This is a genomic window from Psychrobacillus sp. NPDC096623, assembly GCF_044762655.1.
GTDB lineage: Bacteria > Bacillota > Bacilli > Bacillales_A > Planococcaceae > Psychrobacillus.
In genome coordinates this window covers 189,647-216,065 of the sequence record NZ_JBIWER010000006.1, presented here as the reverse complement: position 1 = coordinate 216,065, position 26,419 = coordinate 189,647, and the positions used below count along the sequence as shown (strand labels likewise).

Here is a 26,419-nt window from a genome sequence, read left to right as displayed (position 1 = left end):
TTAAAGGAGCAGTATATGGATAAAGAATATGTAATTCAGCTTATTTCATTGAGGATTCGAATGATTCGTCTAGAAAAGGGTTATTCACAGGATAAAATGGCTGAGATATTGGGAATATCGAAGAAAACGCTCGTCCAAATAGAGAAAGAGAGAATACTAGCAGGATGGACAATTGTAATTGCAGTATGTGCATTGTTTCGTGATAGTGAAATATTGCAGTCTGTGTTAGGTGATGAGCCACTGGAAGTGATTGAAACATTAGTACATGATGGTGTTGATCGACCAAAGGATAAATCGATGGGTGGTCGTGTATGGTGGAAGGATATAAAGTCAAAGGGAGATTTCCGACTACAACAAAATGTTATTAGCCAGCATTATCGTATTTTAGATGACAAAAATTATCGTTGGTTTAGTTCGTTTGATGAAGAGGAAGCAATTATACGGCTTAATGAGCTGTTCAAAACGGAATAACAAAAGGGGGGATAGGGATGAAAGTAGAGTCAAAAATTGGGGCAGTAATACTTTCTATTTTTGCTTTAATCGGAATAGTGTTCTTTGTATTCATCGGTTTGTTTTTTGTATTAATAATGGGGAAAGTCGATTATATTGCGCTGCTCATAACTGCTGGAGTCGTGTTATATATACTGTTTGTATTTAATAGATCTCGTTTTTTTCAAACGAAGCAGCGAAAAACTATTTTTGGCAGTATTGCAGGTGCAGCAATACTAATCAGTGCGATTGCTCCTTTAAAAGATGTGTATACCAGCTTAATACCGACTGTAGATGCAGAAGTCGATATTAGTAAGTATGAGCCCTTTTCTGAATTTGGCGATGTCGCCACATTAAAAGAGAAGCCTACGCTTCAAGTTGCCGGTGATTTACCAAAATTGGACGGTGCAACTGCCCTGTATCCTTTATATGCGGCTTTTGTCGAAGCAACATATCCAGAAAAACCGTATCCACCTTACGCTAGTGAAGTAATGATGAGTAATACACCCAATGCTTATGAGAATCTCTTTAATGGTACGGTTGATATGATTTTCGTCGCAGCACCGTCGGAAGCTCAAAAGAAAATTGCAGAACAAAAAGGATTAGAGCTCAAAATGACACCTATTGGTCGAGAAGCATTTGTCTTTTTTGTCAATAAAAAAAATCCTGTTGATAACCTTACAGTAGATCAAATAACAGATATATATATGGGAAAAGTGACAAACTGGGAGCAGCTTGGAGGCAATAATGATACAATACGTGCTTTCCAACGACCAGAAGACAGTGGTTCACAATCTGCGCTTCAGTCACTTATGAAGGGAATGCCACTAATGAAGCCACCTTCAGAGGATATCGTTACAGGGATGGGTGGAATTATAAATGAGGTATCTCAATATAGAAATTATAAAAATGCAATTGGCTTTACATTCCGTTATTATTCTACAGAAATGGTAGGCAATGATCAGATCAAGTTATTACAAATAGATGGGGTAGCACCAACGAAGGAAAATATTCGAGCAAATACTTATCCAATTTCATCTGAGTTCTACATCGTAACAGCTGGAACGGACAATCCGAATGTGGAGCCATTGATCGAGTGGATATTATCGGAACAGGGGCAATCACTTGTGGAAAAAGTAGGCTATGTACCATTAGAAGAATAATAACAATAGAGTCGTAGTGTTAAAACTACGGCTATTTTTTTGGATTTCTAAGCGGTTGAATCAAAAGAATTATAACGATAAAAAAATATGGTATATAAGTCCTTTGTAATAATGTTTTAATTAGGTTATTTGGGGTATGTTTTTGTAAGGAGTATTTATGCGACTTCCTAGATAGAAAATGTGGGGGATATCAACATGAAATTAAAACTAAAAGCCATCTTGGTAGTTAGTATTTCTATGATTCTTTTAATTACGCTGTTTCTATCATTTTTAAGACCTGTACTCCTAAAAGAATCTATAGATTTAGATATAGAAAATGCTGTTGGCGAAACAAATAGGTTAAAAAATAATATCCAATCCACCTTAAATAGCTTAGGGAAATTGAACAGAGACTGGTCCATTTGGGACGATACATACAATTTTATGATTGACCAAAATGCAATGTACATTGAACGAAATTTGGGGCAAGAGACCTTAGAAAACCTGAACATCCACTTTATGATTTATTTAGACAGTCAAAACAACCCCAAAATGGAGATAGGCTATGACATGGAAAATAATAAAGTAAAAACACTCCAGGATGGCTTTTATAAGGAATTTTTACCCGCTATTGAGAATGGGGGAAGAATGAGCAAAGAGTTATTAGTAAAAAGCAAAAATGGATTCTCGTTAGCATCATTCGAATCTATTTATCAAAGTAACGGAGAGGGACCGTCTGTAGGGACTTTAATTATAGGAAGGTATATAGATGAAAGTACAATCCATCGAATTGGAGAAGAGTTATCTTTTGAATTGGATATTCACGAAGTACAAAGCACAGCAAAAGAGCGCAAACAAATTAGAGTGGAAGCTATAAATGAACAGCAAATGAAAGGATCTTTTTTTCTAAAAGACTACACAAAGCAGTCTATGATTGAGATAAGCTTTAAAATGGACCGAAACTTTTATATTCAGAGAAAGAATATAGTAAATAACATAGGGATTAGTCTGTTTTTAACAGGAATAATTTTTGTTTTTCTTACTATTTTTCTACTCAATCGCTTTATTCTTAGTCGAATTAGTCACCTTTCTCAGCAACTGGATATTATACAAGTGGAAGGGAATGTGAGCTCCAGAATTATTCCTACAAAGAATCAGTTCGACGAAATCTCTAAACTCGAAAATTCTATTAATAAGGTGCTCTCTTCACTAGAAGATAAGCATAATGAAGTGATTCATCTAGCATTGTATGATCATTTAACGGGGTTACCTAACCGGTTGGCTTTTTATCAAGAAGTTGCTAGAAGAATGAAAGCTACTGACGATGAGGTCATCGTATTATTTTTTGACCTCGATGGGTTTAAACAAATAAATGATACATTTGGTCACGAAATAGGTGATTTATTGTTGAAGGAAATTTCTCGAAGAGTACAACATATTTCAGAAGAAAATAATGGAATGATCTGTAGATATGGTGGAGATGAATTTTTAGTATTATTCGATCAAATGAATCTGCAGAAGTTAGAAGTCATTGTCCAAAGAATATTAGCAGCAATTGGAAGAGAATATGAGTTTAATACATTTAATACACTTGTCACTGCCAGTATCGGGATTAGTCGATATCCAAGGGATGGCACTACTATAGAACAAGTGTTAAAGAATGCCGATCAAGCGATGTATGAGGCAAAAAATAAAGGGAAAAACCAATATGTATTCTTTCATGAAATCAGTAAATAACGAGCACAAACAGCCCAATACAAAATTGGGCTGTTTTTTCGCTATATAGCTACTCACGGACAAAGAAGTTAAAGCCGAGTGAAGTCGCAACTCCAAATATAATAGCCCAAGCTGCAATACTGAATGCTGACCAAATGGTAGTTTTTACTTTAGATGCACCAAGCGTCATCCCTATAAATGCAGCAATATGTGTACCGATTAGTATAGGTCCAAGTAATAACATTCCAGGTAGACCGTATTTATCCCATAGCACTTTTGCACGTTCACTTCTTTTCGAGACTTTTTTTTCTTTGCCTTCATTACGTTTAGCAAGCCATATTTTAAATTTGTCGTACCCGATAATAAGGGCAAGCACCGTCAGCATATTTCCTACAAAGCCAACGATGATTACTGCCACAGGATTCATACCCGAAACAATCCCTAGTGGAATGACTAGAGCCAATTCGATCCAAGGAATTGCGGCTCCCAAAAATACCAAAAAGTAATCCATGTTACATACACTTCCTTCCATCCAATTAGTTACGGTGTATGTATAAGAAAAGTTTCATTTTATAACAGTTCTAGTTCCTCATTCAATTTCTTTACTTGCTGTTTAAAATATATATAGAAGCAAATCCAGAAAACCAAATAGACTGCTAAGAATAATCCCATTGCTATTAAAAAACTAAGAAAGTCAAAAGGCACCCAGCCTATCCCAAAGGCAAGTAAAAAGTAAAGTACAACAACCGTCACGAAATGGAGAATTGTTTGCTGCCATAATTGAAGCTTCTTATTCTCAAAGTATAAAGGACTTACAGTGAAGAACCATCCACAAAAGATAGAACCTAACGAGTTTTTCAGGAATAGTGCTCCATCAAGCGTGTCTTTCTCACTAAATAAGACAACTGAATTGGTCAGTAATACTGCGATAAATGCTCCGAAGAAAATACCAATCATACTTCTAGATAGGAAGGTTCTCATCCATTTTTCCTCCTGTTCATTTTCAACGCCTCTTTAATGGAACTAACATAAGTACGAGATACATATTCTTTTACACCCGATTTAAAATACACACATAATGTTCCGTTAAAGGATGCCTCAAACCTACTTAATTCATGTAAATTGGCAATGACTGATTTAGAAAGTCGTATAAATTTATTGGAGGGAAGAATATCTTCCAACTCGTATAGTTTTTCCTTCAATTTATAGGAACCGTTTGCATTGACTGCTAGAACTGAATCATTTTCGGTATGAAAAAAGTGGATGTCTTGAGGCTTTAGTATATGTTGCATCTCATCCACTCTTCCGACCAAAAATTCTGTTTCTCTGCCCTTTATAAAATCTAATACCTCCTGCACGGAATTATCTAACTCGGGTGTCTCTATAATTATCTTTGTTTCTTTATAATTACGATCAATATCTAATAGAACCTTCAACTAACTACACCCCTCTTTACTTTAAGTGTAATCGTTTCAATATGGAGGAGCTATCCTATTTTTCGTTTATTTTGAAAGTGGAGACAAATTAACGCTAAGATTGCAAGTAATACTAAGTAACCAACGGAAAGAAGTGACTGTGAGTCCAACGAAAATTGTCCGTTCCAAACAGCGATGAAGAGATTGTTCATATGGAACAGAGGGTTAAAGTCTGCAATTACTTGTATAAATTTTGGCATTAGTCGTATAGGCATAGCTAAGCCACCTGTGAAAATAACAACCTGAAAAATAAATATAGAGAACACTAATGCACTGTTCATACGTTGAAAGAAAGAATAAATAGCGGAAGCCAGAATGAGCATAATCGCATTTAAAAGGATGAAAAATCCGTATGACAATATGACACTCCAAACTCTAAGTTGTAAATCATACATAAGAAAACCAATTATTGAAATTAGCACGAACCCAAAGCTAGTCATAATAATGGCGCGAATAATACTAGAAAGAAGTAACATATTTTTAGAAACAGGGGAAATGCTGATTCGTTTTTCCATCCCTGTTGTGCGCTGCATTACTTGATCAAAACCAAAAGCAAAAAACACAACCGTAAACGTTATAACCAAAATGAAGGATGGAGTATAAGTTTCAGCGTAATTTAAATTACCAGCATAAGTTTGGTCTCCAAATAATTGCCCCATGAATAAATACGTAACTGGTGGAACAACGATTGTGAATACTAAATAAAATAATTCTCTTGAAAACATTAGTAAGTCATATTTCAATTGAGTCACTAGCATATGATTTCCTCCTATATTGTTACTTTCTGAAGATAAAACTCATGGACAGACGGGAATCCAGTAGCAAGAATTCCAGCGGTCGTATCAAAAACTTCATTGATCCCATTGTTAATAAGCATTACTTTGTCACAATACATTTCGATTTCCTCCATATTATGAGTTGTCAAAATGACTGTTCCACCAGTACGAGTGTTGTAGTCAGTTATATAGTTCCAAAGCATATTCCGCATATGTGGATCTAAGCCAGTAGTTGGTTCGTCCAAAATCAGCAGCTTTGGATCAGATAAAAAAGCAATCGCCAAACTCACAATTTGCTTCCATCCCCCTGATAGCTTGTCAAAATATTTCTTGCGATGTGGCTCTAATTGGAAATCCTTAACAATCCGGTGAATATCTACATCGGATTGATAATAGGACTTGAATAATTTCAAAAGCTCCTCTACTTTTAGCGTTTTATAAAATTGAGTTGGCTGTAAAACAACGGAGATTTGCTTTCGAATTTCCTCTAAATTATTCTTTTGAATATCCTTTTGAAATAAAACTACATGACCTGAATCATATTCTTTAATAGTCATTAATATTTCCAAAAATGTAGATTTACCGGCTCCGTTCTTTCCAATCACTCCGATTATTTCTCCAACTTGTGCTTGAAAATTTATCCCTCTTAATACTTGATTTGTGCCAAATGCCTTTTCCAAATTATGCACTTCCACTATATTCATGGCGATTCCTCCCGTAACTTCTTTGTACACCAAGTGTATGTCACAACTATTGTTACGGTCTGCTATTTTATGGTGAGATGTATAAATAGGAGAGCAACTTGCTGAAAAGGACTGGTCAGTTGCAGGTGGTAGAAAAAGAATATGGCGGAAAATTTTAAAGAGTGCGATAATATGTTTCGAAGTACTTTGGATAGGAGTGAGTCAGTTGGTTTATTTAAGTATGGTGTTTTTTCAAGTTGTTGGCCCGATTTTAATAATGCTTGCGATTGGAGCAGCTCTACAACTCAAGTTCCGCTTCAATTTAAAAGCGTTATCTAATTTACTCACATACTGTTTAATGCCGGCAGCTGTATTTATTAATATTTATGAGACGCAAGTAAATGCAGAAGTCCTAGCTAGTATTGTCGTTTATTTAATTATTTTTAGTATTTGCCTTATGCTAATTAGTTGGTTATTTAGTAAATTATTAAAGCTTAATAGAAGCCAAGCGGCAATCTTCAATAATAGTATTGTTTTGATAAACTCTGGCAATTACGGGATTCCGGTGAGTCAAATGCTGTTTGTGGCAAACCCACTTGGCACATCGATTCAAATTATCATCGTTATTTTCCAAAATATTATTACCTATACATATGGTTTGTATAATTTAATCTCCTCCACTAAATCTGGGGTAGACATACTACGCAGCTTATTACGACTGCCGATAGTTCATGCCCTAATCATTGGTGCAATAATGAACTTTTGGAATATTGGTCTACCTATTACATTTAGAATTCCGATTGAATACTTAGCGAATGCTTTTATATCAATAGCACTTATTACATTAGGGGCTCAGCTGGCACAGCTAGAGTTAAAAACAATATTTAGCAAGGTTATTTTCACTAGCACAGTTGGTCGATTAATAGTTGGACCTACATTAGCCCTTGGATTAATCCTGCTAATGGGGTTTGATGGAGTAGTAGCTCAGTCATTGTTAATCGCAAGTGCGTTTCCAACATCCCGCAATAGCTCTACACTAGCGCTAGAGTACGATGTGGAGGCAAATTTGGCGGCGCAAATTGTATTATTTTCCACTATTATGAGCTGTATAACGGTAACTATTGTAATTTATATTTCAACTATTTTATGGGGATAGAGAAGAGAGTGGTAAGGATGAAAAAGAGGTCGTTACAATCACGTATTTTTTTATTTGGCGCTATATTTGTATCGCTTGTAGCAATTGTAATCGGGATTTCCTTTTACATTATCATTTCACATGCGGTGGAGCAGCAGGTTGGTGAACGGGCACTTAGTATTGCGAAAACGACTGCAGAGCGCCCCGATATTGTGGCGGGATTTCGAACGGAAAATCCATCAGAAGTGCTTCAGCCGATTGCCTCTGACATTCAGAAGAGCACAGGTGCAGAATACGTGGTAATCGGAAATGAACACGGGATTCGCTATGCACATCCTATAGAAAAAAGAATAGGTCAAAAAATGGTAGGTGATGATAACGAACAAGCACTTATTCATGGTGAATCATATATATCCGAAGCAACTGGTACTTTAGGGAAAGCCTTACGAGGAAAAGCACCTATTTTTGATGAGGATGGAGAAATTATTGGCATAATTTCTGTCGGTTATTTAAAGGACAATATAGCTACTATCTTTGCTCAATACATAAATAACATTGTTTATATCGTATTAATTGCTATTTCGCTTGGTATTATTGGATCGAGTATATTGGCACGCAATATTAAAAAAGAATTGTTTGACTTGGAGCCAACAGAGATAGCGAATCTTTTTACGGAGCGAAATGCATTGATAGAGTCCGTCCGGGAAGCAATTATTACGGTAGATGCTAACGGGATTATTAGAATGGTAAACAATGCAGCATATGAGATATTATCGCTACCTACCCGTACAGAGTTAATTGGTCGGAGTATTAGGGAAGTTATTCCAAATACAAGCCTGCCACAGGTAATGGAATCGGGAGAAGGTCAGTTAGATCGCACTATGGAGATACGAGGTAAAAAAGCGATCGTCAATCGTATTCCAATACGAGTAGGAGATAAAATTGTCGGAGCAGTGTCTAGTTTTCGCTTACAATCAGATTTTGACCGCTTGACTGAAGAACTATCACAAGTCAAACAATATACAGAGGCGCTGCGTGCTCAAACACATGAATATAATAACTCTTTATATACGATTTCCGGGCTTATCCAATTGCAGTCATACGATGAGGCATTAGATATGATTCATATAGAAACTGCGGAGCATCAATCACTTATACAATTTATGACGAAACGCTTGCAGGATCCTTTTCTCGGAGGGATTGTAATTGGTTTTTTCAATCGTGCAAAAGAATTGAAGATACGATTTATTTTAGATGAAGATAGCAATTTAGAACAATTACCAAAACACCTTCAAAAAAATTTATTGGTTTCGATAATAGGAAACTTAGTAACGAATGCGTTTGAAGCCATCGAAGATTTGCCAGAGGAGCAGCGAATAGTTCGCATCTTAATAGTGGAAACAGACGAAGAAATCCTAATAGAAGTGGAAGACTCAGGTTCGGGAATTGCAGATAATTTATACGAGAAAGTGTTATTGGAGAAAGTTTCGACTAAAAACGAGGATGATCGAGGATATGGATTGATGAAGGTTCAGGAAAATGTAAATGATTTAGGAGGAGTTATTGCATTAGAAACAGGTGATTTGGGTGGGGCATTATTTATCGTTTCGATACCAAAAGGGGGGTATTTGTATGACAAAGCAAATTGAAATATTGGTCATAGAGGATGATAAAAGAATTTCGGATATACATCGAAGGTTTATTGAGAAGCTGGAAGGTTTTCAAGTAATTGGCACAGCAAATACAGCGGAAGAGGCCAAGGACTGGATTCTATCCTACAAACCAGATTTAATACTTCTAGATGTTTATTTACCAGATGGGCTTGGAACAGACCTGTTAGCAATCATTCAATCCCATAGTCCGGAGACGGATATTATCTTTATAACAGCAGCTGCAGAGTCGGAAATTGTAAAAAAAGCATTTCGAAGTGGGGTTGCAGACTATATTTTAAAACCGTTAACTTTTGAAAAATTTAAGGAAAGTCTCCTTGGATATAAATCCAAAAGAGAAATATTAGCAGCTGAGGGAAGTGTCGAAGAAAATTTGATAAAGTCTCTATGGAATAAAACATTGACTTCCCCGGTATTTTCAGACATAACACCTCCTAAAGGAATAGATCCAATAACGAAAGAGAAGGTAGTAGACTATATAAAAAAACTAGAGAATGGAATCACTGCTGAATCTCTTGGAGGAGCAGTGGGGATAAGTCGTTCAACTGCGAGACGCTACTTAGAATATCTAGTATCTGAAAAGCTTGTATATGCAGAATTAATATACGGTAGCGTCGGCAGACCTGAAAGGAGATATTTCATCAAATCGTTGTGAACTTTATGAACAAAATGCACTTTATAATTATTATCTAACTTATTACCAAAAGCATTGAATATGGAGAATGTTTTGATAAGTTATATACAGGCGTATGAAAACGCTATCAAAACATTTGGTATAAGGGGGATAATATGAAGATGTGGAAGAAAATCACGTCGGTTGCTTTTGCGGCAACTTTGGCATTAGGGTTAGCTGCTTGTTCATCTGATGATGGGGATAGTAAAGATGCTTCGTCATCGTCTGGAGGATCAGATTATCCAAAAAATAATATTACAATTGTTGCTCCGTCTGGTGCTGGTGGAGGATGGGATTTAACGGCTCGCGCAGTTGCCAAAGTTATGAATGATACAAAGCTAGTAGACAAAGCTATTTCCGTGGAAAACAAAGCAGGTGGCGGTGGAGCGGTATATATGGCTGAATTTGCTACGAAAGAAGTAAAGAACGACTATGTACTAATGGTGAAATCTCCACCTATTCTAATAAACAACAATAAGGCTGAAGGAAACAGTCCTTATGGCTATAAGGATACAACACCGCTTGCACAGCTTACTCGTGACTACGGTGCAATTGTAGTTAAAAATGATTCAGAATTCAAAACGTTAGAAGATGTACTTAATGCTATAAAGAAGGATCCAACTTCCATTACATTAGCAGGTGGATCAGCTCCAGGTTCAATGGATCACTTAGTAGGAGTTTTACCAGCACATGAAGCTGGAATAGATCCAAAATCTGTGAAATACGTTTCCTATGATGGCGGCGGTGAAGCAATTGCTGCACTTTTAGGTAATAATGCAGATGTGATTGCAACAGATGCTTCTACCATTGCAACATATGTAAAATCAGGAGATGTACGTGTATTAGCAGTTAGTTCATCTGATCGTTTAGAAGGAGAGCTTTCTGACGTTCCTACGTTTAAAGAATCAGGCATCGATGCAGAGTTTACAATATGGCGAGGTATTTTCGGACCGAAAGAAATGTCCGATGATGCGAAAGAATATTGGAATGATAAAATCGCTAAAATGGTTGAAACGGACGAATGGAAAGCAGAGCTTGAGAAAAACGGTTGGGCAAGCGAATACCGTAATGGAGAAGAATTTACTACTTATTTAGAAGAGCAGGATAAAGTAATAGTCGAATTATTAACAGCGCTTGGAATGCAGAAATAATACTTTGTAGGCGGCTATCACGGTCGCCTTTTCTGTTAGGAGGAATAATCTTGAATAAGAAATTTGATACAGTTGCTGGAATTGCGTTTTTACTAATCGGTATACTTTTTTTCGTGGAAAGCCAAAAAATTTCAGATAGTGCATATGGTTCATCAGTTGGCCCGAAGATTTTCCCAATGGGTCTTGGAATTATTTTGACTGCACTAAGTATTCGTTTATTATATGAAACTTTTAAGATTAAAACAGAAGATACGGTAAAGGAAAAATTACAGTATAAGAAGTTTTTTATTATTTTTGGGAGTGCTATTTTATATGCATTTTTGTTAGAGAAAATAGGTTATATCGTTTCTACGTTCCTATTCTTATTAATTGCGTTCCAAACACTAGAACGCGGTAAAATAATATATTCCATCATTATTTCTACTGTCTTTTCTGTCGGTGTTTATTATATGTTTTCGGAGCTTCTGGGTGGATCATTGCCAGGGTTTCCACTGTTTTAGGGAAGGGGTTTAGCAATGGATACATTACATTTTTTAGCAGATGGCTTTGCGATTGCGTTTCAGTGGCACAATCTTCTGTTCGCATTAATTGGAGTTATTATTGGTACGGCAGTTGGTGTCTTACCGGGGATTGGGCCAATGAGTGGTGTTGCTCTCCTGATTCCTGTGACAGCAACGATGACTTCGGGAATGCCAACGGGAGCAGCTGCCGCTAGCTCAATTATATTACTAGCAGGGGTATATTACGGAGCCATGTACGGTGGATCTACTACTTCTATTTTACTGAACACACCAGGAGAATCATCTTCGGTCGTGACTACTTTAGACGGATATCAGATGGCACAGCAAGGAAGAGCGGGAGCAGCACTTGCAATTTCAGCTATCGGTTCATTTGTGGCGGGTATTATTTCCCTTATCGGGTTAGTACTTCTAGCAGAGCCACTGTCCAATGTTGCGATAAAGTTTGGACCAGCAGAGTACTTTTCTCTAATGTTATTAGGGCTAGCTGCTGTTAGTGGTCTAGCAGGAAAATCGATGACAAAGGCAATAATAATGACGGTATTCGGACTAATGCTCGGGACAATCGGAATAGATGCAGTTTCAGGAATTGCTCGATTTACATATGATCAGCCAATTTTATTTTCCGGCTTGGAGTTTTTAACAATCGCGGTTGGATTATTTGCGCTTGGGGAAGTTGTTAAAACAGTTTTAGAAAAAGACGAAGAAACAGGAAGCATAGCAAAGATCAACCGAATATTACCTACGAAGCAGGATATGAAAGATAGCTCAATCCCAATCGTACGTGGATCTTTACTCGGTTTCTTTATAGGAGTTTTACCAGGAGCAGGAGCAACATTAGCATCGTTTTTCTCTTATACAACAGAGAAAAAGTTCAGTAAGAACCCAGAGAGTTTTGGAAAAGGTAATATTGCAGGAGTAGCAGGTCCAGAATCCGCGAATAATGCCGCTTCTGGTGGTGCCATGATTCCGCTACTTACTCTAGGGATACCAGGATCCGGAACGACTGCGATATTGATGGGTGCACTTATTATGTATAATATCCAACCAGGCCCATTACTATTTGATGAACACCCTGAAGTTGCTTGGGGGCTTATAGCTAGTATGTTCATTGGGAATTTGATGCTACTTGTGTTAAATATGCCGTTAGTTCGGGTCTTTGCAAAAATTATTCAAACACCTAAAAAGTACCTATTGCCAATGATAATTGCCATTTCTTTTTTTGGAGTATATGCGGTACAGTATACTACGTTTGACCTTTATTTATTGCTAGGTTGTGGGGTGTTAGGTTATTTACTCTCAAAAAATGACTTCCCAGTGGCACCTTTAGTGCTCGCTCTTGTATTAGGACCAATGATTGAAAATAATATGCGTCGGGCGTTAACGATTTCAAACGGAGACTTTAGTATATTTGTAACAAAGCCATTTTCATTAATATTTATCGTTGCTGCAGCAGCTTGGTTGATAGTCCCACTATTGTTGAAGCTTAAAGGACGTAAAATTATTATCAATGAGGAAGATTAATAAAAAATGCAGACTTCCTAATCAGGAAGTCTGCATTTTTATTAGTTATTATTTTTTATTCACGGGGATAGTTGGGTCTTGATTGATGCCTAATGAATTTAGAGCTTGCTTAACTGTAGACAAGGTAGGGATGGAATCTAGCTTATTATCTAACTGTATAGCTGTTAGAGCCAATTCTGGTCTTAACCCTGTAATAATCGAACGTACACCAAGCAAGGACAGGACGGCATTAATCTTAAATAGATAATCTGTCACAACGCTGTTGAATGTATAGATGCCAGTAAAATCCATGATTAAGCAATTAATGTCTTGTTTTTGTACCCTAAATGGAACCTCATCTAGTAGTTGTTTTGCTCGATCCTCATCGATGGAACCAACTAAGGGCAATATAGCGATTCCATTTAAGACAGGGACCAATGTAGCTGACAGTTCATTGATTTCTTTCCTAATTTCACGTTGTTTCAATTCTGTTTCTTTTCGCATGGTGATATCTCTAACATACGTTTGTATTGCTTTTGTCTCTCCTATTTGGACTGGATGACAATATAGTTCAACTTCTACGGTAGTCCCATCCATTCGGTAAATAGTTTCTTCTATAACCCTAGCAGGCTGTACATAAGCAGATTCTATTCTTTTTTCAATAGCTGCTTTGGAGGATTCCTGGAAAATATCTAAAGGACTTGCCCCAATTATTTTATCTTTAGTTGCTCTAAAAAAATCTTCTGCGGTATGATTTACATCAATTATGCGAAGATTGGTATGAATAATTAACGGATCAAGTGAGTATTCCATTATCTCACGATAATCAATTTGCGATATGTTTTCGTTCATTTAAAAGAACTCCTTACTATTCGTTTATCCCATGTTTTATGAAATAAGAGAGATTTAATGTAACAGTTTTAAATTCGAAATTCTACTCATCATACCATTCATATCGAAATAATAATATGTATTACAACAAGTTAATGGAATAGGAAGGAAACTATTTCTTCATTTAATCATTTCATTGGACAAATCCCCAAATGTGTTATATAGTTAGGATAATAATTAAATTGCTTAGATAGAAACAATGAATTCACATATTACAAAAAGTAATCGTGAGTCTTCGGTAACTTTTTGTAATATGTGAATTTTTTTATTCACCATAATGGAGGTTTTTTACATGACACAAGGTACAGTAAAATGGTTTAACGCAGAAAAAGGTTTTGGATTTATCGAGGTTGAAGGCGGAAACGACGTATTCGCTCATTTCTCAGCAATCCAAGGCGAAGGATTCAAATCTCTTGACGAAGGTCAAAAAGTTGAATTTGACGTAGAAGATGGTCAACGTGGACCACAAGCAGTAAACATCGTAAAACTTTAATTCTTAGGAATTTTAAGTAAAGATCATACTGTTAAAAAGAGATACTCTTTCGAGAGTGTCTCTTTTTTTATGTTCTTTTTTTATCGGAAAATTCAAAATGTGTTTTTTTTGGTAAACTATTAATATCTCTATTTTTAATACAAAGGGAGTGTAGCAAGTGTCCACTATAAATACTAAGCATAATCTACATGCTGACTGCGAAAACTGCTTTGCATTATGTTGCTTAGGGCTCCAATTTGCTGCATCAGTAGATTTAAGAGGTGCATATCTAATAGCTGCAGATCTTCGAAATGCTGATATGAGGTATGCCGATTTAATTGGAGCCGACTTTCGAGATGTCGATTTAAGAGGAGCAAACATGACCGAAGCAATATTCCTTACACAAGTTCAGATTAACTCAGCTAAAGGGGATAACCAAACTAAATTGCAATGACACTTACACGACCAATGCACTGGATATAAGTCTTCATCAGAGGGAAAGGAAGGATTAGGATGAAAAAACTACTATTAACTGGATTTGAACCATTTTTATCATTCACAGTGAATCCAACTATGAAAATTGTAGAAGAATTAGATGGAACCACAATAGGGGGATATGATGTGACGAGTCGTGTTCTCTCGGTTGACTTTGCTAAGTCAGGATCCGAGCTGATTCATTATCTAGAGGAGACTAAGCCAAATGCCGTAATTTCCTTAGGATTAGCTGGGGGACGATATAAAATAACTCCAGAACGAATTGCGATCAATGTTAAAGATGGTGCTGCGGACAATCAAGGGCATACACCGTTGGATGAAACAATCGAGCAAAATGGTGAACCTAGCTACTTTTCTACACTACCTATCCGCTCGATGGTAGATGAACTTATTAAAGAAGGTCTTCCTGCTACTATTTCGAATACCGCGGGTACATATCTATGCAATAACGTCATGTACGAAGTATTACATTATGCCAAATTGAATAATCTAGACATGCCTTCCGGATTCATCCATATACCTGCCTCCCATGAGTTAGCTATACAACATGGGAAAATCCCTAGCTGGTCTCATGCAGATTTAAAGCGAGCGATAGAGATTTGTATAGAGGCACTGGGAAAGAAATAAATTTAGATGAGGCTGGAGAAGTAAAAATTTTACTAATTAAGTCGTAATTGATTGGAGTGGAAGGGAGACTCCTGGGGAATAGCACAACGCCTGAGATTACAGGAACAGGCCGTGCCCCAGGAAAGCGTCATTTTCACTACAATCAATTTTGTTTTTGGGTTTTGTCCCAGCCTTTATTTTCTGCAATTGAAACATAAATCCTACTAATCCGTACAAAAGGAAGGAGGGGATTAATATGTGGGAAAAGTTACAACAACATCAATCGATTTTAAAGATGGAAATTAACAAAAGGGATAAGGTAAAAAGAAAACAGCAAAAATTGGAGGAGCAATTAGAAACAGCATTACAAAAGAAACAAGAGTATTGGACGCGACTAAAAGAAGAGCAAAAGGATGTAGATGACCTAGACGGGTTTTCAATCTTGAAAATGGTTCGAACTTGGACAGGGAAGCAGGATGAAATTCGAGAGAAGGAGCTAGCAGAGTTAGCGGCTGTAGAAGCGAAGTATAGAGAAATTGAAAAAACAGTAACAGATTTAGCACAGGATATAGACTTCAATGAACGAGAACTATATCAAGCGAGTTGGGAATCTATTGATATAGAATGGGAGAAGCTGATAAAAGAAAAAGAGCAATGGATTTTCGGAAATAATCAGGAACAGGCACCTCGACTCGAAAAGTTATACGAGCAAAAGGCGTTTCTAGGAACGAGTATCCGTGAAATAAAAGAAGCTATCACTGCTGGTAATGAAGCAAAAATCGCTTTAAAAAGAGCACTAAAGTCACTTGAAGGTGCAAAGGATTACTCTACATGGGATACTTTTTTAGGTGGCGGACTAATCGCCACTTCTTTAAAACATAGTAAGCTCGACGAATCGGAAGATGCTATTCATACTGCGCAGCGTTCTCTACAAAGATTTCATACAGAACTGTTAGATATCCAGCAAATAAAGGCCGACAACTTATCTGTGGGAAGAGATAGCTTTGTTACATTTGCAGATTATGTATTCGATGATATCTTTTCTGCATGGTCCACCCACTCCAAAATTAATAATTCGATAGACCGCTTGAACCATACACTACGGGATTTAGCTAACATCTCTGATCAATTACAGAATCAATTAAAACTAGATCAAGATAATCTACATAATGTAGAAATAGAAATTGTTCAGATTATTGAACATTAAATATGAGTGACATGAAAATGCAAGCCTTACGTAAGCCTATACTATTGTTAGGCACTTAAGCTAGACAGATTATGAGTAATATACATGTACTAGCCGCCTTTATAACAGTAAACGGACATCCATATATTATATGATGGAAATTGACGCTATCTGTCATTATTTCTTGGGAAATAATTTGACAATAAAATTGTCTTTTAGACAAATGAATCCCTTCGTAATAGTATAATTTAATGCGACAGCGGCTAGTATAAAGTAAATTCTGTCTCAGGAGGAAACCCGATGTATGATCCAACAATATTTGAAAATTTAAAAGTTGCATTTGAAAATCATATATATGACTTAGATAACATAGAAGGAAAGATAGACATCAAAAATCGAGTCGATCAAATGGACCTTTCTGTTATTGCTAGAACCTTTAAGATTGAATTTGCGCTAGTCGATCATTCGGATATAACCGCCGAAATTATTTTAGATGCATCTTTAGAAGACCTGGCAGGAGAAATACTAGAAATAGCTAATAAAAATATAGGTTGCACACTAGCATTGAAATTCTTCAAAAATATACAAAATCCTGATTTACAATGTGAGGAAATTGAACAAGCGATAAAAGATGTTTGGGAAGACGAAATAGAGTTAACTCAAACACTTAGTTTTGTTTTCGGAACAGAGCTATCTAGCTATACTAATGCAATAGAAGTGAAGTTCAAACAGAAGATAAATGAAGATCAAATAAGGGATATTGCGATGTTTCTTGAACATGTTTTAGAAACGCTCCATATGTTTAAAAAAATATAATAATCACTTTACTAGCTTTTTGTTAGGATATGGTATATAGTAAGGGTAATAATTAAATTGCTTAGATAGAAACAATGAATTCACATATTACAAAAGGTAATCGTGAGTATTCGGTAGCTTTTTGTAATATGTGGATTTTTTTATTCACCAAAATGGAGGTTTTTTACATGACACAAGGTACAGTAAAATGGTTTAACGCAGAAAAAGGTTTTGGATTTATCGAGGTTGAAGGCGGAAACGACGTATTCGCTCATTTCTCAGCAATCCAAGGCGACGGATTCAAATCTCTTGACGAAGGTCAAAAAGTTGAATTTGACGTGGAAGATGGTCAACGTGGACCACAAGCAGTTAACATTGTAAAACTTTAATTCCTCGGAATTAATCCAATAGTTAGCGAAAAAGACATCCTTTATGAGGATGTCTTTTTTTTGTGTAGAATAATGCCTATCTACAAATACTGTGGAAGAAATTTACTATTCCAACTTGCATGTTGAAAATTCCAACTAACCCTCCAATTATTCCAACTAAACTAATATAGTGAACCCAAATTATAACCACACACCTTGAATCGAAACAAGTTTCCAGTGAATGTTGGACGATTCGCTAGATTTTGGGCATGATTACACTTGTGTATACATGAAACAGCTTTTATTCAACGAAAGTGATAATATTATACGTAGAGAATATCGGAATGGGATGAGCAAAAACATGAGCAATACACATATATTTTCAAAACGTGAAGAGATAGCTAATGCAACTATTCATGGGATAGGAGCTCTTTTTAGCATAGCCGCTCTTGTGATATTAATTGTATCCTCGGTAATGCATGGAACAGCTTGGCATGTCGTAAGTTTTACTTTGTTTGGGGCGTCGATGGTCCTTTTATATTTGTCATCCACACTGGTCCACGCATTTCCTGCAGGACGCGTAAAAGATTTCTTTGAGATTATGGATCACTCAGCAATCTACTTTTTTATCGCTGGAACGTATACACCTTTCTTGTTCATTGCTATTAAAGGAGCATTAGGATGGACCTTGTTCGGTGTTGTGTGGGGTCTAGCTATTGGAGGTACCGTTTTTAAAGCATTTTTTGTGAAACGATTTTTACATACTTCCACATTGTTATATGTTGTCATGGGTTGGTTAATGGTATTTGGATGGAAACCGCTTCTGGAGAATGTATCCTCCCAAGGAATTATCCTGTTAGCTATTGGGGGCGTCTTGTATACAGTGGGAGCTGTTTTCTATGTATGGCGAGGGTTTACGTATCATCACGCAGTGTGGCACGTGTTTGTGCTCGCAGCATCTATCCTGCATTTCTTTGCTGTTATGACGTTGCTACCATAACTTAGTAAGCGTTAAAAGAATGGGTTTATAGAGAGTTGTTCCATGAAATGTTATAATAAAATCTAAATGCCTACACACATAAACAGGGGTAATCTTTAAGTTAGTATGAAGAGAAGAGGATAGTTATGAACAAAAATTCTATATATGGATTAACATTACAACAACTAATAGAGTGGCTTGAAACGAATGGTCACAAAAAGTCTAGAGCATTGCAAGTTTGGGATTGGCTATATAGAAAACGTGTCACAAATTTTGCGGACATGACCGATGTGCATGAAGAGTGTATTCAACTATTGCAGGAACACTATACAATCCAAACGTTAACTGAGCACGTAAAACAGGAAGCTTCCGATGGGACGATGAAGTTCTTGTTTAAATTACAGGATGGAAATTTGATCGAAACTGTTATGATGAGACATAAATACGGTATTTCTGTTTGTGTAACAACACAGGTAGGATGTAATATTGGCTGTAGTTTCTGTGCGAGTGGTTTACTCGCGAAGAGTCGAGATTTATCAAGTGGAGAAATCGTGGAACAGATTATGAATATCCAATTGCATCTAGATCAACTTGAGCAAAATGATGTTGTGAGTCATATTGTGGTAATGGGAATTGGAGAGCCATTTGATAATTTTGCAAATCTGTTAGACTTCCTAAACGTGGTAATCGATCATAAGGGGCTGGCAATAGCTGCTAGAAAAATAACCGTTTCAACGAGTGGCATTGTCAATAAAATTTATGAATTCACCGATACGAAGATCCCAGTAAATTTAGCGATATCCTTACATGCGCCGAACAATGAGCTACGCACTAGAATTATGAAGATAAATCGTGCCATGCCAATAGAAAAGCTCATGGAATCCCTTAAATATTATTTAGCAAAAAACAACCGAAGAATTACGATTGAATACATTCTACTGAAAGATGTAAATGATACTAAAGAGGTAGCGGAGGAGCTTGCCGATTTACTTCATGACATAAAAGATCAGCTTTACGTCAACTTAATACCGTATAATCCTGTCGATGAACATAGCCAGTACCAAAGAAGTGAACAGGAATCCGTACTATCGTTCTACGATACGCTGAAAAAGAGAGGCGTCAATTGTAAAATTCGTCAAGAACATGGAACAGACATTGATGCAGCTTGTGGTCAGTTGAGAAGTAAGCAGCTTAAAAAGGAAAAAGTGCGTTAATTATCGCACAAACTCCTAGTAAAACTCAGAACTGCATGGAAACCATATAAGCACTCAGATTAGATTTTCTAGCTGAGTGTTTTTACTATTTCATTTGGCTGAAATAGGGAAAATTATATCTTTGTTTGGCGAAAGATGCCATTTATTTTATGGACAGCAATTTTAATGATACGATAACAGTATAATACTTAGTGTTGGGGGGGGGGATTCCGTGTTTTTGGATAAGCTGAAGAAGGAGCTACATGATAAGCAACCGCTTTTTATAGGAGAAGATACAGCACTACGTTTTGCTGTTTTAATACCGCTTGTGCAAGTGGATGACGAATGGCATGTGCTATTTGAGGTGCGTTCATTAACGATGAGAAAGCAACCAGGAGACATCAGTTTCCCTGGTGGTAGAATCGATCCTACAGATGCATCTCCAATGGAGGCTGCAATACGAGAAACCCATGAAGAGCTGGGCATCGATCCAAAATGCATCCGAGTTCTAGGACAGATGAGTGCATATATTGCTTCTCCATCCTTTGTTGTCTATCCGTTTGTTGCGACGCTCGATCATCACCAAATCGAATCCTTTAACAAAGAAGAGGTTGAAGCGATATTCACTATCCCGGTTAGCTGGCTTTTAAACCACGAGCCTTATATGCACACAGTCTCTGTCCAACCAATGCCACCTATGGACTTTCCGTACGATAAAATTTTCAACGGAGACAAATACCAATGGAGACCACGAGAGATAGAAGAATGGTTTTACGACTATGAGAAATATACGATTTGGGGTCTGACAGCAAGGGTGTTGAAGCACTTTGTAGAAACGTTAAAATAAAAACCGATTTCCAATAGGAAATCGGTTTTTCCATATAATTATTCTTTACTAATGAATCCAGCTTCCTGAAGGAATTCTTTAGCAACAAGTTCAACCATCTGTCCTTCATTATCCACTTTTGCATTCATTTCCTGCATTGCTGTTTCATCAATTTTACCAGCTAATTCTAAAAGCACTTCTCCAACTTCTGGGTATTGTTCTAGTATTTCTGTACGAACAAGGGGAAGAGCGTGATAAGGTGGGAAATAGCTTTTATCATCTTCTAACACACGTAAATTATACATTTGTAATTGACCATCGGTTGTATAAGAGTTAATCACATCTACCTCTTTAGAATTAATGGAGCGATACATAATTCCATGGTCCATTCCTTTTACATCCTTAAATTGGAGATCATATTCTTCTTGAAACCCTGGCAATCCATCGGGACGATCGATAAATTCAAATACTGCCCCTAGGATAAAATCATCCGAAACTTTAGCGAAGTCACTAAATGTTTTTACTCCCAACGACTCAGCTTCATCTTCATCAAGCGCTAATGTATACGTATTGTTGAATCCAAACGATTCTAAAGCGGTAATACCATCCGCTGAAACTAACTCTTTTGTTTTCGCTAGCGTTTCATCTGCAGTACCGGCAGTTTCTTGATAATAGTTAATAACGATCGTGCCTGTATAATCTGCAATAACGTCAATTTTATCATTCAGCATAGCAGTCCAAACAACGTTAGATCCACCAAGATTTTCTTTATAGATTACATCAATACCTGTTTTTTCCTCAATTTGTTGTCCCATAATATTTGATAAAATAATACTTTCCGTATTATTTCGAGACCCTACGATTAAGGCATCCTTTTCTATGAATATACAGCCTGAAAGTGTAGTAACTAACAGAAGTAGTGTTAAGCATTTTGTAAACGTTTTTTTCGTCATATGAATTCACCTTATTTTAACCCTTCCGGTGTCGTCCAACGTTCTAGATAAGTAAAGAATATCTCTAAAATTATCGCTAATAGCGCTGCTGGTATAGCACCAAGTAAGATTAACCCATCAATGCCACGAGTAATTCCCAGGAAAATGAAATCTCCAAGTCCCCCAGCACCGATAAACGCTGCAAGAGTAGCAGTTCCGACATTAATAACAGCTGCAGTACGAACCCCGGCCATAATCATTGGAATCGCAAGAGGAAGTTCAACTTTCAATAGTACTTGAAGACTAGTCATCCCCATCCCTTTCGCAGCTTCTACTGTAGCTTTGTTTACATCTTTAATACCTGTATATGTATTTCTTATTATTGGAAGTAGGGAATATAAAAATAGAGCGGCAATTGCTGTGTTTACACCAATACCGAAAATAGGAATCATAAAACCTAATAGTGCTAAACTCGGAATGGTTTGCATAATACCGGCCCCACCGAGTACTACTGTCGATAGCTGTGGAACTCGGGTTATTAAAATTCCTAAACCAATTCCAAGTACAATAGCAATTACCATAGAAAAGAAAACTAATTGAATATGAACGGAAGTTGCCTCTATTACTTCTGACCAGCGCATTTCCGCTTGCTGCGTAAATTGTTCCCATATATTTAAATTATTCATTTATACCCTCCAATTCTGTCCACTGACTGGACAAAGCAGTGAGTAACGTACCACGAGTCACTATTCCAACTACTTTTTTTGCTTCGTTTAAAACAGGTATAACCCCGTATTTTACATTTGGCATCATCATAATTGCATCTTTAGCTGTGGCTGTATCTGTCAGGGTGTGCTCAGGGACTTTCAAGATTTCCTCAATTGACTGAATCGAGTTAACTTTTTTTATTAATTCATAAGCAGAAATTAGTCCAATAAATGTATCATCATTTTCATCTTCAATTATTAACGAAGTAATTTTTTGTTGACGCATCATTAATAATGCTTTTTCAGGTGACAGCTTCAGCAAAGCGGTAACTACTTTTGTTGTCATTACACTAACAACAGGCATAAGTTCCGGGTTTTGTATAATTCTGTCCTTACCGATAAACTCCTCTACAAAAGTGGAAGCGGGTTCTAGTAATAACTTCTCCGGGGTATCTATTTGTAGTAAATTTCCGTCTTTCATAATTGCAATGCGATCACCAAGCTTTAATGCTTCATCCATATCATGTGTTACAAAAACAATTGTTTTCTTTAGCTTTCTTTGCAAAGAAATTATTTGGTCTTGTAGTTGATCACGAGTTATTGGATCTAAGGCGCCGAAGGGTTCATCCATTAGCAGGACACGAGGGTTGGATGCCAGAGCTCTTGCCACTCCTACACGCTGTTGCTGTCCACCTGAGAGTTCTTTAGGATAACGACCTCCGTAAATTTCAGGATCAAGATCAACCAGTAAAAGTAACTCTTTTACTCGAGCTTTAATTTTTTCTTTGTCCCAGCCTTTTAGTTCGGGAACTATAGCGATATTTTTTTCTATAGTGTAATGGGGGAAGAGTCCGATTTGTTGAATAACATACCCGATATTACGACGTAGCTCTGAAGGGTTTAACTTCGTAATATCATTTCCATCGATAGATATAGTCCCGTTTGTATGGGGAATCATGCGATTAATCATCTTCATGGTGGTTGATTTTCCAGAACCACTCGGTCCAATAAGAACTAAAAATTCACCTTCTGGAACTTCAAAATTAACAGAATCCACTGCTTTAAAGCCGTCACTGTATACTTTGCTTACATGTTCGAATTTAATCATATATGCCTCCTTGGTTAATAGTTGTTTAAAAAGAAAATATTTACAGTTTTGAGAACATAAAAAAAGGACAACCTACAATTCCAATTGAGGGAAAGTAAGACGTCTCTATGTCATTGCCAAGACATACAGCATATGTTTCAAAGTGAGATTTTATCAAAATGGTAACTACCATTGACGAGAGAAGTAAATAGCAATAGGTGCTGAATTGTTATCAGCAGAGAATGGATTCCCGTAGAGTGTGAATAGAAAAAGATGGGAGAAAATCGCCTGGTTTTTTAGAATAAAATCAATTATATAAATATTTCTTTAATTAATGATAACACTACTTACCTAGTAAAGCAAAAGGACTTCCAAAAAGATACGATAGTTAATATTCCTAAAATTGTGAGGCAAAAAATACTAGTTAGTTTAATTAATGAATCTTTTAATGTTTTGTATTTACAATTCATACTTTACCAGTTGGATTAGTTGAATTAGTATAAAGAGTAAGATATTTAAATTTTAAGAAAACATTTAATGAGTGAAATGAGGTAAGGAAATGAATATTGATCATCTAGAAGCTTTTATGTATGTTGTCCATTTAAAAAGTATTCATAAAGCGGCCAATGCACTTTTTTTATCCCAACCAACTGTTACTGCCAGGATTAAAACGTTAGAGAGAGAACTGAGTACCGAATTATTTACGAGAGAAGGCAGAGGACTAATACTCACCGAGCAAGGTAGAGCATTCATCCCATTTGCAGAGCAAATTATACAGACATATAAAGAAGGAAAGAAACAAATGAAGGAGCGAAATGAACAGGAGGAAATTGTCATAGGTGCTAATGTGATAACATCGCAGTATTTTATCCCATTTGTTTTGCCTGAATGGAAGAAAAGAAATCCCGATGTACGTTTTAAGTTTATGTCGGGAACGAATGATATGCTGCTCGAAAAACTACTGCATAAGCAGGTTGATATAGGTTTTATACGTAACTTAGCACATGATGATCTGCAAACATGTGAAGCGCTAGACAATTCCGTAAAGCTTGTTGTATACCCCGGTCACCCACTTTTACAGCAGCAGGATATAACAGTTAGTAGGCTGGCAGAAGAGCCACTCGTGTTTTTCGAATGCGGAGCGTTTGACTGGAATCGCGTACATAAATTATTTGAGGTGGAAAAAGTAGAGCCTAAGATTGAGTTTCAAGTAGATCATTTGGAGGTTGCTAAATCTATTATTAAGAGCCAATGTGCAATCGGTTTTTTACCATACTTATGTATAAAAAAAGAGTTAGAAAATGGAGAGCTACTTGAGGTGGATGTCTCGCATTTAATACAAATAAAACAGCATGTCCTACTTGCGTACACGAATGAAGGCATTGTAACTTCACCCATTTGGGAGGATGTACAAGCTGCTTTAACAGCATTTCAAACGAATGATAGAGTTTCTTTATCAAATGAATAAATTTTTCTATCAGAAAAAGTATTGCTTTAGTTGAGCAGAAGATGATAGGATAATACACATTACAAATGTCTGATTATTCATATTAGTTAACTAGGTATTATAATCTGATTGAAATGGGAGGTATTCACTTGACGTACAAAAGACAGATTAAGTTTGGTGCAATGATTCATGGGGTTGGAGGTAATATTTCTGGTTGGAGACATCCAGAGGTGCAAACAAATGCTAGCGTATCATTGGACTTTTATAAGCAACAAGCACAAAAAGCAGAAGAGGGTAAGTTTGACCTAGTTTTTATCGCAGATGGATTATATATAAATGAAAAATCGATTCCTCATTTTTTAAATCGTTTTGAACCGTTGACAATTTTATCTGCTCTTGCAGCTGTAACTTCTCGTATTGGACTTGTCGGTACAGTATCTACTTCTTACAGTGATCCATTTACGATCGCTCGTCAATTTGCATCACTCGACCATATTAGTGGAGGGCGTGCAGGATGGAACTTAGTAACAAGCCCTTTAGAGAGCTCAGCCTTAAATTACAATAAAACAATCGAACAGCATCCAGATCATGCTACAAGATACAAAATTGCAGAGGAATATTTAGAAGTAACAAAAGGGCTTTGGGATTCATGGGACGATGATGCGTTTGTAGGTGATAAAGAAAATGATATTTTCTTTGATCCATCAAAGCTACATCAACTAAATCATAAGGGTGAATACTTTTCTGTACAGGGACCTCTAAATATTGGACGGTCTAAACAAGGTCAGCCCGTCGTTTTCCAAGCGGGATCCTCTGGAGCAGGTAAAAGTTTTGCCGCAAAAGGAGCAGATGCTATTTTTTCAGCGCCATCTTCACTCGAATCGGCAAAGAAATTTTATGCAGATGTGAAAAAACAGGCGGCTGAATTTGGACGTAATCCCGATCAACTAAATATTTTCCCTGGTATTTCTCCAATTATCGGCGATACAGAGGAAGAGGCTGAGAGAAACTATGAAGAAATTGCTAATTTAGTATCGATCGATAAAGCTTTAGCCTACTTAGGACGTTATTTTGAACATCATGATTTCTCCCAATACCCACTGGATGAAGCATTTCCAGACTTAGGTGAGTTAGGGAAAAACAGCTTTCAGAGCCATACAGACCGTATTAAACAGCAAGCAAAGGAGCAAAATTTAACGCTTCGTCAGGTTGCTCTAAGAGAAGCGACTCCTCCTTCAGCTTTTATCGGCACACCTGAAAAAATTGCAGATGTCATACAAACGTGGTTTGAGCAACGTGGCGCAGATGGATTTATCATTACGACACAAGTGCCTAATACACTAGATGTCTTTGTGGAAAAGGTTGTACCAATCTTACAGCAACGTGGTCTATATCGTGAAGAATATAAAGCAGATACATTAAGAGGGAATTTAGGACTTCCGTTTTTAGAAAGTCGTTATGTGAAAGAACTAGTTTAGTAAAATTCCGAAATTAGAAAAGAGGG

Annotated in this window: 28 protein-coding genes and 1 pseudogene; 20 read left to right on the top strand and 9 right to left on the bottom strand. The window is 36.7% G+C overall.

The features are described 5' to 3' along the window. Window positions 1-15: 15 nt before the first annotated feature. From ACIQX2_RS16210 to ACIQX2_RS16200, 3 genes are all read left to right on the top strand, one after another. Window positions 16-471, top strand: a complete 456-nt coding sequence (locus ACIQX2_RS16210; protein ID WP_402852697.1) for a helix-turn-helix transcriptional regulator — start codon at window positions 16-18, stop codon at window positions 469-471. A gap of 17 nt (window positions 472-488) precedes the next feature. Beyond that, window positions 489-1,652: a PstS family phosphate ABC transporter substrate-binding protein gene (locus tag ACIQX2_RS16205; RefSeq protein ID WP_402852694.1), complete on the top strand. Its 1,164-nt coding sequence runs from the start codon at window positions 489-491 to the stop codon at window positions 1,650-1,652. A 195-nt stretch (window positions 1,653-1,847) separates the two neighbouring features. After that, window positions 1,848-3,368 (top strand): sensor domain-containing diguanylate cyclase, encoded by a 1,521-nt coding sequence (locus ACIQX2_RS16200; RefSeq protein WP_402852691.1) that lies wholly within the window; start codon window positions 1,848-1,850, stop codon window positions 3,366-3,368. 49 nt (window positions 3,369-3,417) lie between these two features. Here the strand turns inward: ACIQX2_RS16200 and ACIQX2_RS16195 are convergent, their stop codons facing one another. The 5 genes from ACIQX2_RS16195 to ACIQX2_RS16175 are packed head-to-tail and all read right to left on the bottom strand — an operon-like array spanning window position 3,418 to window position 6,302. Further along, entirely contained in the window at window positions 3,418-3,858 is a 441-nt protein-coding gene (locus ACIQX2_RS16195; RefSeq protein WP_402852688.1) for a small multi-drug export protein, read from the bottom strand. Window positions 3,859-3,917: 59 nt separating this feature from the next. Beyond that, window positions 3,918-4,328, bottom strand: coding sequence for a DUF3021 domain-containing protein (locus tag ACIQX2_RS16190; protein ID WP_402852685.1), 411 nt, complete (start codon window positions 4,326-4,328; stop codon window positions 3,918-3,920). Beyond that, entirely contained in the window at window positions 4,325-4,783 is a 459-nt protein-coding gene (locus ACIQX2_RS16185; RefSeq protein WP_402852683.1) for a LytTR family DNA-binding domain-containing protein, read from the bottom strand. The genes ACIQX2_RS16190 and ACIQX2_RS16185 overlap by 4 nt, the downstream gene beginning before the upstream one ends. A gap of 50 nt (window positions 4,784-4,833) precedes the next feature. Beyond that, entirely contained in the window at window positions 4,834-5,580 is a 747-nt protein-coding gene (locus ACIQX2_RS16180) for an ABC transporter permease (RefSeq protein ID WP_402852681.1), read from the bottom strand. A gap of 11 nt (window positions 5,581-5,591) precedes the next feature. After that, complete coding sequence (locus ACIQX2_RS16175; protein ID WP_402852679.1) at window positions 5,592-6,302, bottom strand: ABC transporter ATP-binding protein; 711 nt, start codon at window positions 6,300-6,302, stop codon at window positions 5,592-5,594. Between the two features lie 205 nt (window positions 6,303-6,507). On the opposite strand from ACIQX2_RS16175, the gene ACIQX2_RS16170 reads away from it, so the two are divergent. The 6 genes from ACIQX2_RS16170 to ACIQX2_RS16145 all read left to right on the top strand — a co-directional run bounded on the left by ACIQX2_RS16170 (window position 6,508) and on the right by ACIQX2_RS16145 (window position 12,952). After that, entirely contained in the window at window positions 6,508-7,437 is a 930-nt protein-coding gene (locus ACIQX2_RS16170) for an AEC family transporter (RefSeq protein ID WP_402852677.1), read from the top strand. 17 nt (window positions 7,438-7,454) lie between these two features. Beyond that, the gene (locus ACIQX2_RS16165; RefSeq protein ID WP_402852674.1) at window positions 7,455-9,065 is read left to right on the top strand and encodes an ATP-binding protein; all 1,611 of its coding nucleotides are present in this window, start codon (window positions 7,455-7,457) and stop codon (window positions 9,063-9,065) included. Beyond that, a complete protein-coding gene (locus tag ACIQX2_RS16160) occupies window positions 9,049-9,741 on the top strand; it encodes a response regulator (protein WP_402852671.1) in 693 nt (230 codons plus the stop codon). Before ACIQX2_RS16165 ends, ACIQX2_RS16160 begins: the two co-directional genes overlap by 17 nt. Window positions 9,742-9,875: 134 nt before the next feature. Further along, entirely contained in the window at window positions 9,876-10,910 is a 1,035-nt protein-coding gene (locus ACIQX2_RS16155) for a Bug family tripartite tricarboxylate transporter substrate binding protein (RefSeq protein WP_402852668.1), read from the top strand. A gap of 50 nt (window positions 10,911-10,960) precedes the next feature. Continuing rightward, complete coding sequence (locus tag ACIQX2_RS16150) at window positions 10,961-11,410, top strand: tripartite tricarboxylate transporter TctB family protein (protein ID WP_402852665.1); 450 nt, start codon at window positions 10,961-10,963, stop codon at window positions 11,408-11,410. A gap of 15 nt (window positions 11,411-11,425) precedes the next feature. Next, complete coding sequence (locus tag ACIQX2_RS16145) at window positions 11,426-12,952, top strand: tripartite tricarboxylate transporter permease (RefSeq protein WP_402852662.1); 1,527 nt, start codon at window positions 11,426-11,428, stop codon at window positions 12,950-12,952. A 48-nt stretch (window positions 12,953-13,000) separates the two neighbouring features. Here the strand turns inward: ACIQX2_RS16145 and ACIQX2_RS16140 are convergent, their stop codons facing one another. Next, on the bottom strand, window positions 13,001-13,783 hold the full coding sequence (locus ACIQX2_RS16140; RefSeq protein ID WP_402852659.1) for a PAS domain S-box protein: 783 nt from the start codon (window positions 13,781-13,783) through the stop codon (window positions 13,001-13,003). Between the two features lie 331 nt (window positions 13,784-14,114). Between ACIQX2_RS16140 and ACIQX2_RS16135 the strand changes: the two genes are divergently transcribed. The 9 genes and pseudogenes from ACIQX2_RS16135 to ACIQX2_RS16095 all read left to right on the top strand — a co-directional run bounded on the left by ACIQX2_RS16135 (window position 14,115) and on the right by ACIQX2_RS16095 (window position 20,763). After that, window positions 14,115-14,315 (top strand): cold-shock protein, encoded by a 201-nt coding sequence (locus ACIQX2_RS16135; RefSeq protein WP_090568674.1) that lies wholly within the window; start codon window positions 14,115-14,117, stop codon window positions 14,313-14,315. A gap of 250 nt (window positions 14,316-14,565) precedes the next feature. Next, a pseudogene (locus ACIQX2_RS16130) lies at window positions 14,566-14,777 on the top strand (pentapeptide repeat-containing protein); the annotation flags it as partial. Between the two features lie 30 nt (window positions 14,778-14,807). Next, entirely contained in the window at window positions 14,808-15,416 is a 609-nt protein-coding gene (locus tag ACIQX2_RS16125) for a pyroglutamyl-peptidase I (RefSeq protein WP_402852655.1), read from the top strand. Window positions 15,417-15,651: 235 nt separating this feature from the next. After that, window positions 15,652-16,602, top strand: coding sequence for a hypothetical protein (locus ACIQX2_RS16120; RefSeq protein ID WP_402852652.1), 951 nt, complete (start codon window positions 15,652-15,654; stop codon window positions 16,600-16,602). A gap of 279 nt (window positions 16,603-16,881) precedes the next feature. Then, a complete protein-coding gene (locus tag ACIQX2_RS16115; protein WP_402852649.1) occupies window positions 16,882-17,397 on the top strand; it encodes a hypothetical protein in 516 nt (171 codons plus the stop codon). Window positions 17,398-17,564: 167 nt separating this feature from the next. Next, window positions 17,565-17,765, top strand: coding sequence for a cold-shock protein (locus tag ACIQX2_RS16110; protein WP_090568691.1), 201 nt, complete (start codon window positions 17,565-17,567; stop codon window positions 17,763-17,765). Between the two features lie 340 nt (window positions 17,766-18,105). Beyond that, a complete protein-coding gene (gene trhA, locus ACIQX2_RS16105; protein WP_402852644.1) occupies window positions 18,106-18,744 on the top strand; it encodes a PAQR family membrane homeostasis protein TrhA in 639 nt (212 codons plus the stop codon). 125 nt (window positions 18,745-18,869) lie between these two features. After that, window positions 18,870-19,937, top strand: a complete 1,068-nt coding sequence (gene rlmN / locus ACIQX2_RS16100) for a dual-specificity RNA methyltransferase RlmN (protein WP_402852641.1) — start codon at window positions 18,870-18,872, stop codon at window positions 19,935-19,937. 211 nt (window positions 19,938-20,148) lie between these two features. Beyond that, window positions 20,149-20,763 carry an NUDIX hydrolase gene (locus ACIQX2_RS16095; RefSeq protein WP_402852638.1) on the top strand — a complete coding sequence of 205 codons (615 nt, stop codon included), beginning with the start codon at window positions 20,149-20,151 and terminating at the stop codon, window positions 20,761-20,763. A 38-nt stretch (window positions 20,764-20,801) separates the two neighbouring features. Here the strand turns inward: ACIQX2_RS16095 and ACIQX2_RS16090 are convergent, their stop codons facing one another. From ACIQX2_RS16090 to ACIQX2_RS16080, 3 genes are read right to left on the bottom strand one after another with little or no spacing between them, the layout of a single operon-like run. Continuing rightward, the gene (locus ACIQX2_RS16090; RefSeq protein ID WP_402852635.1) at window positions 20,802-21,695 is read right to left on the bottom strand and encodes a glycine betaine ABC transporter substrate-binding protein; all 894 of its coding nucleotides are present in this window, start codon (window positions 21,693-21,695) and stop codon (window positions 20,802-20,804) included. Window positions 21,696-21,706: 11 nt separating this feature from the next. Continuing rightward, window positions 21,707-22,360, bottom strand: a complete 654-nt coding sequence (locus tag ACIQX2_RS16085; RefSeq protein ID WP_402852632.1) for an ABC transporter permease — start codon at window positions 22,358-22,360, stop codon at window positions 21,707-21,709. Further along, window positions 22,353-23,489, bottom strand: coding sequence for a betaine/proline/choline family ABC transporter ATP-binding protein (locus tag ACIQX2_RS16080; protein ID WP_402852629.1), 1,137 nt, complete (start codon window positions 23,487-23,489; stop codon window positions 22,353-22,355). The genes ACIQX2_RS16085 and ACIQX2_RS16080 overlap by 8 nt, the downstream gene beginning before the upstream one ends. Window positions 23,490-24,027: 538 nt before the next feature. Here ACIQX2_RS16080 and ACIQX2_RS16075 point away from each other — a divergent pair. After that, window positions 24,028-24,936, top strand: a complete 909-nt coding sequence (locus ACIQX2_RS16075; protein ID WP_402852626.1) for a LysR family transcriptional regulator — start codon at window positions 24,028-24,030, stop codon at window positions 24,934-24,936. Window positions 24,937-25,097: 161 nt separating this feature from the next. Then, on the top strand, window positions 25,098-26,393 hold the full coding sequence (locus ACIQX2_RS16070; protein ID WP_402852770.1) for an LLM class flavin-dependent oxidoreductase: 1,296 nt from the start codon (window positions 25,098-25,100) through the stop codon (window positions 26,391-26,393). The last annotated feature ends 26 nt before the right edge of the window (window positions 26,394-26,419 follow it).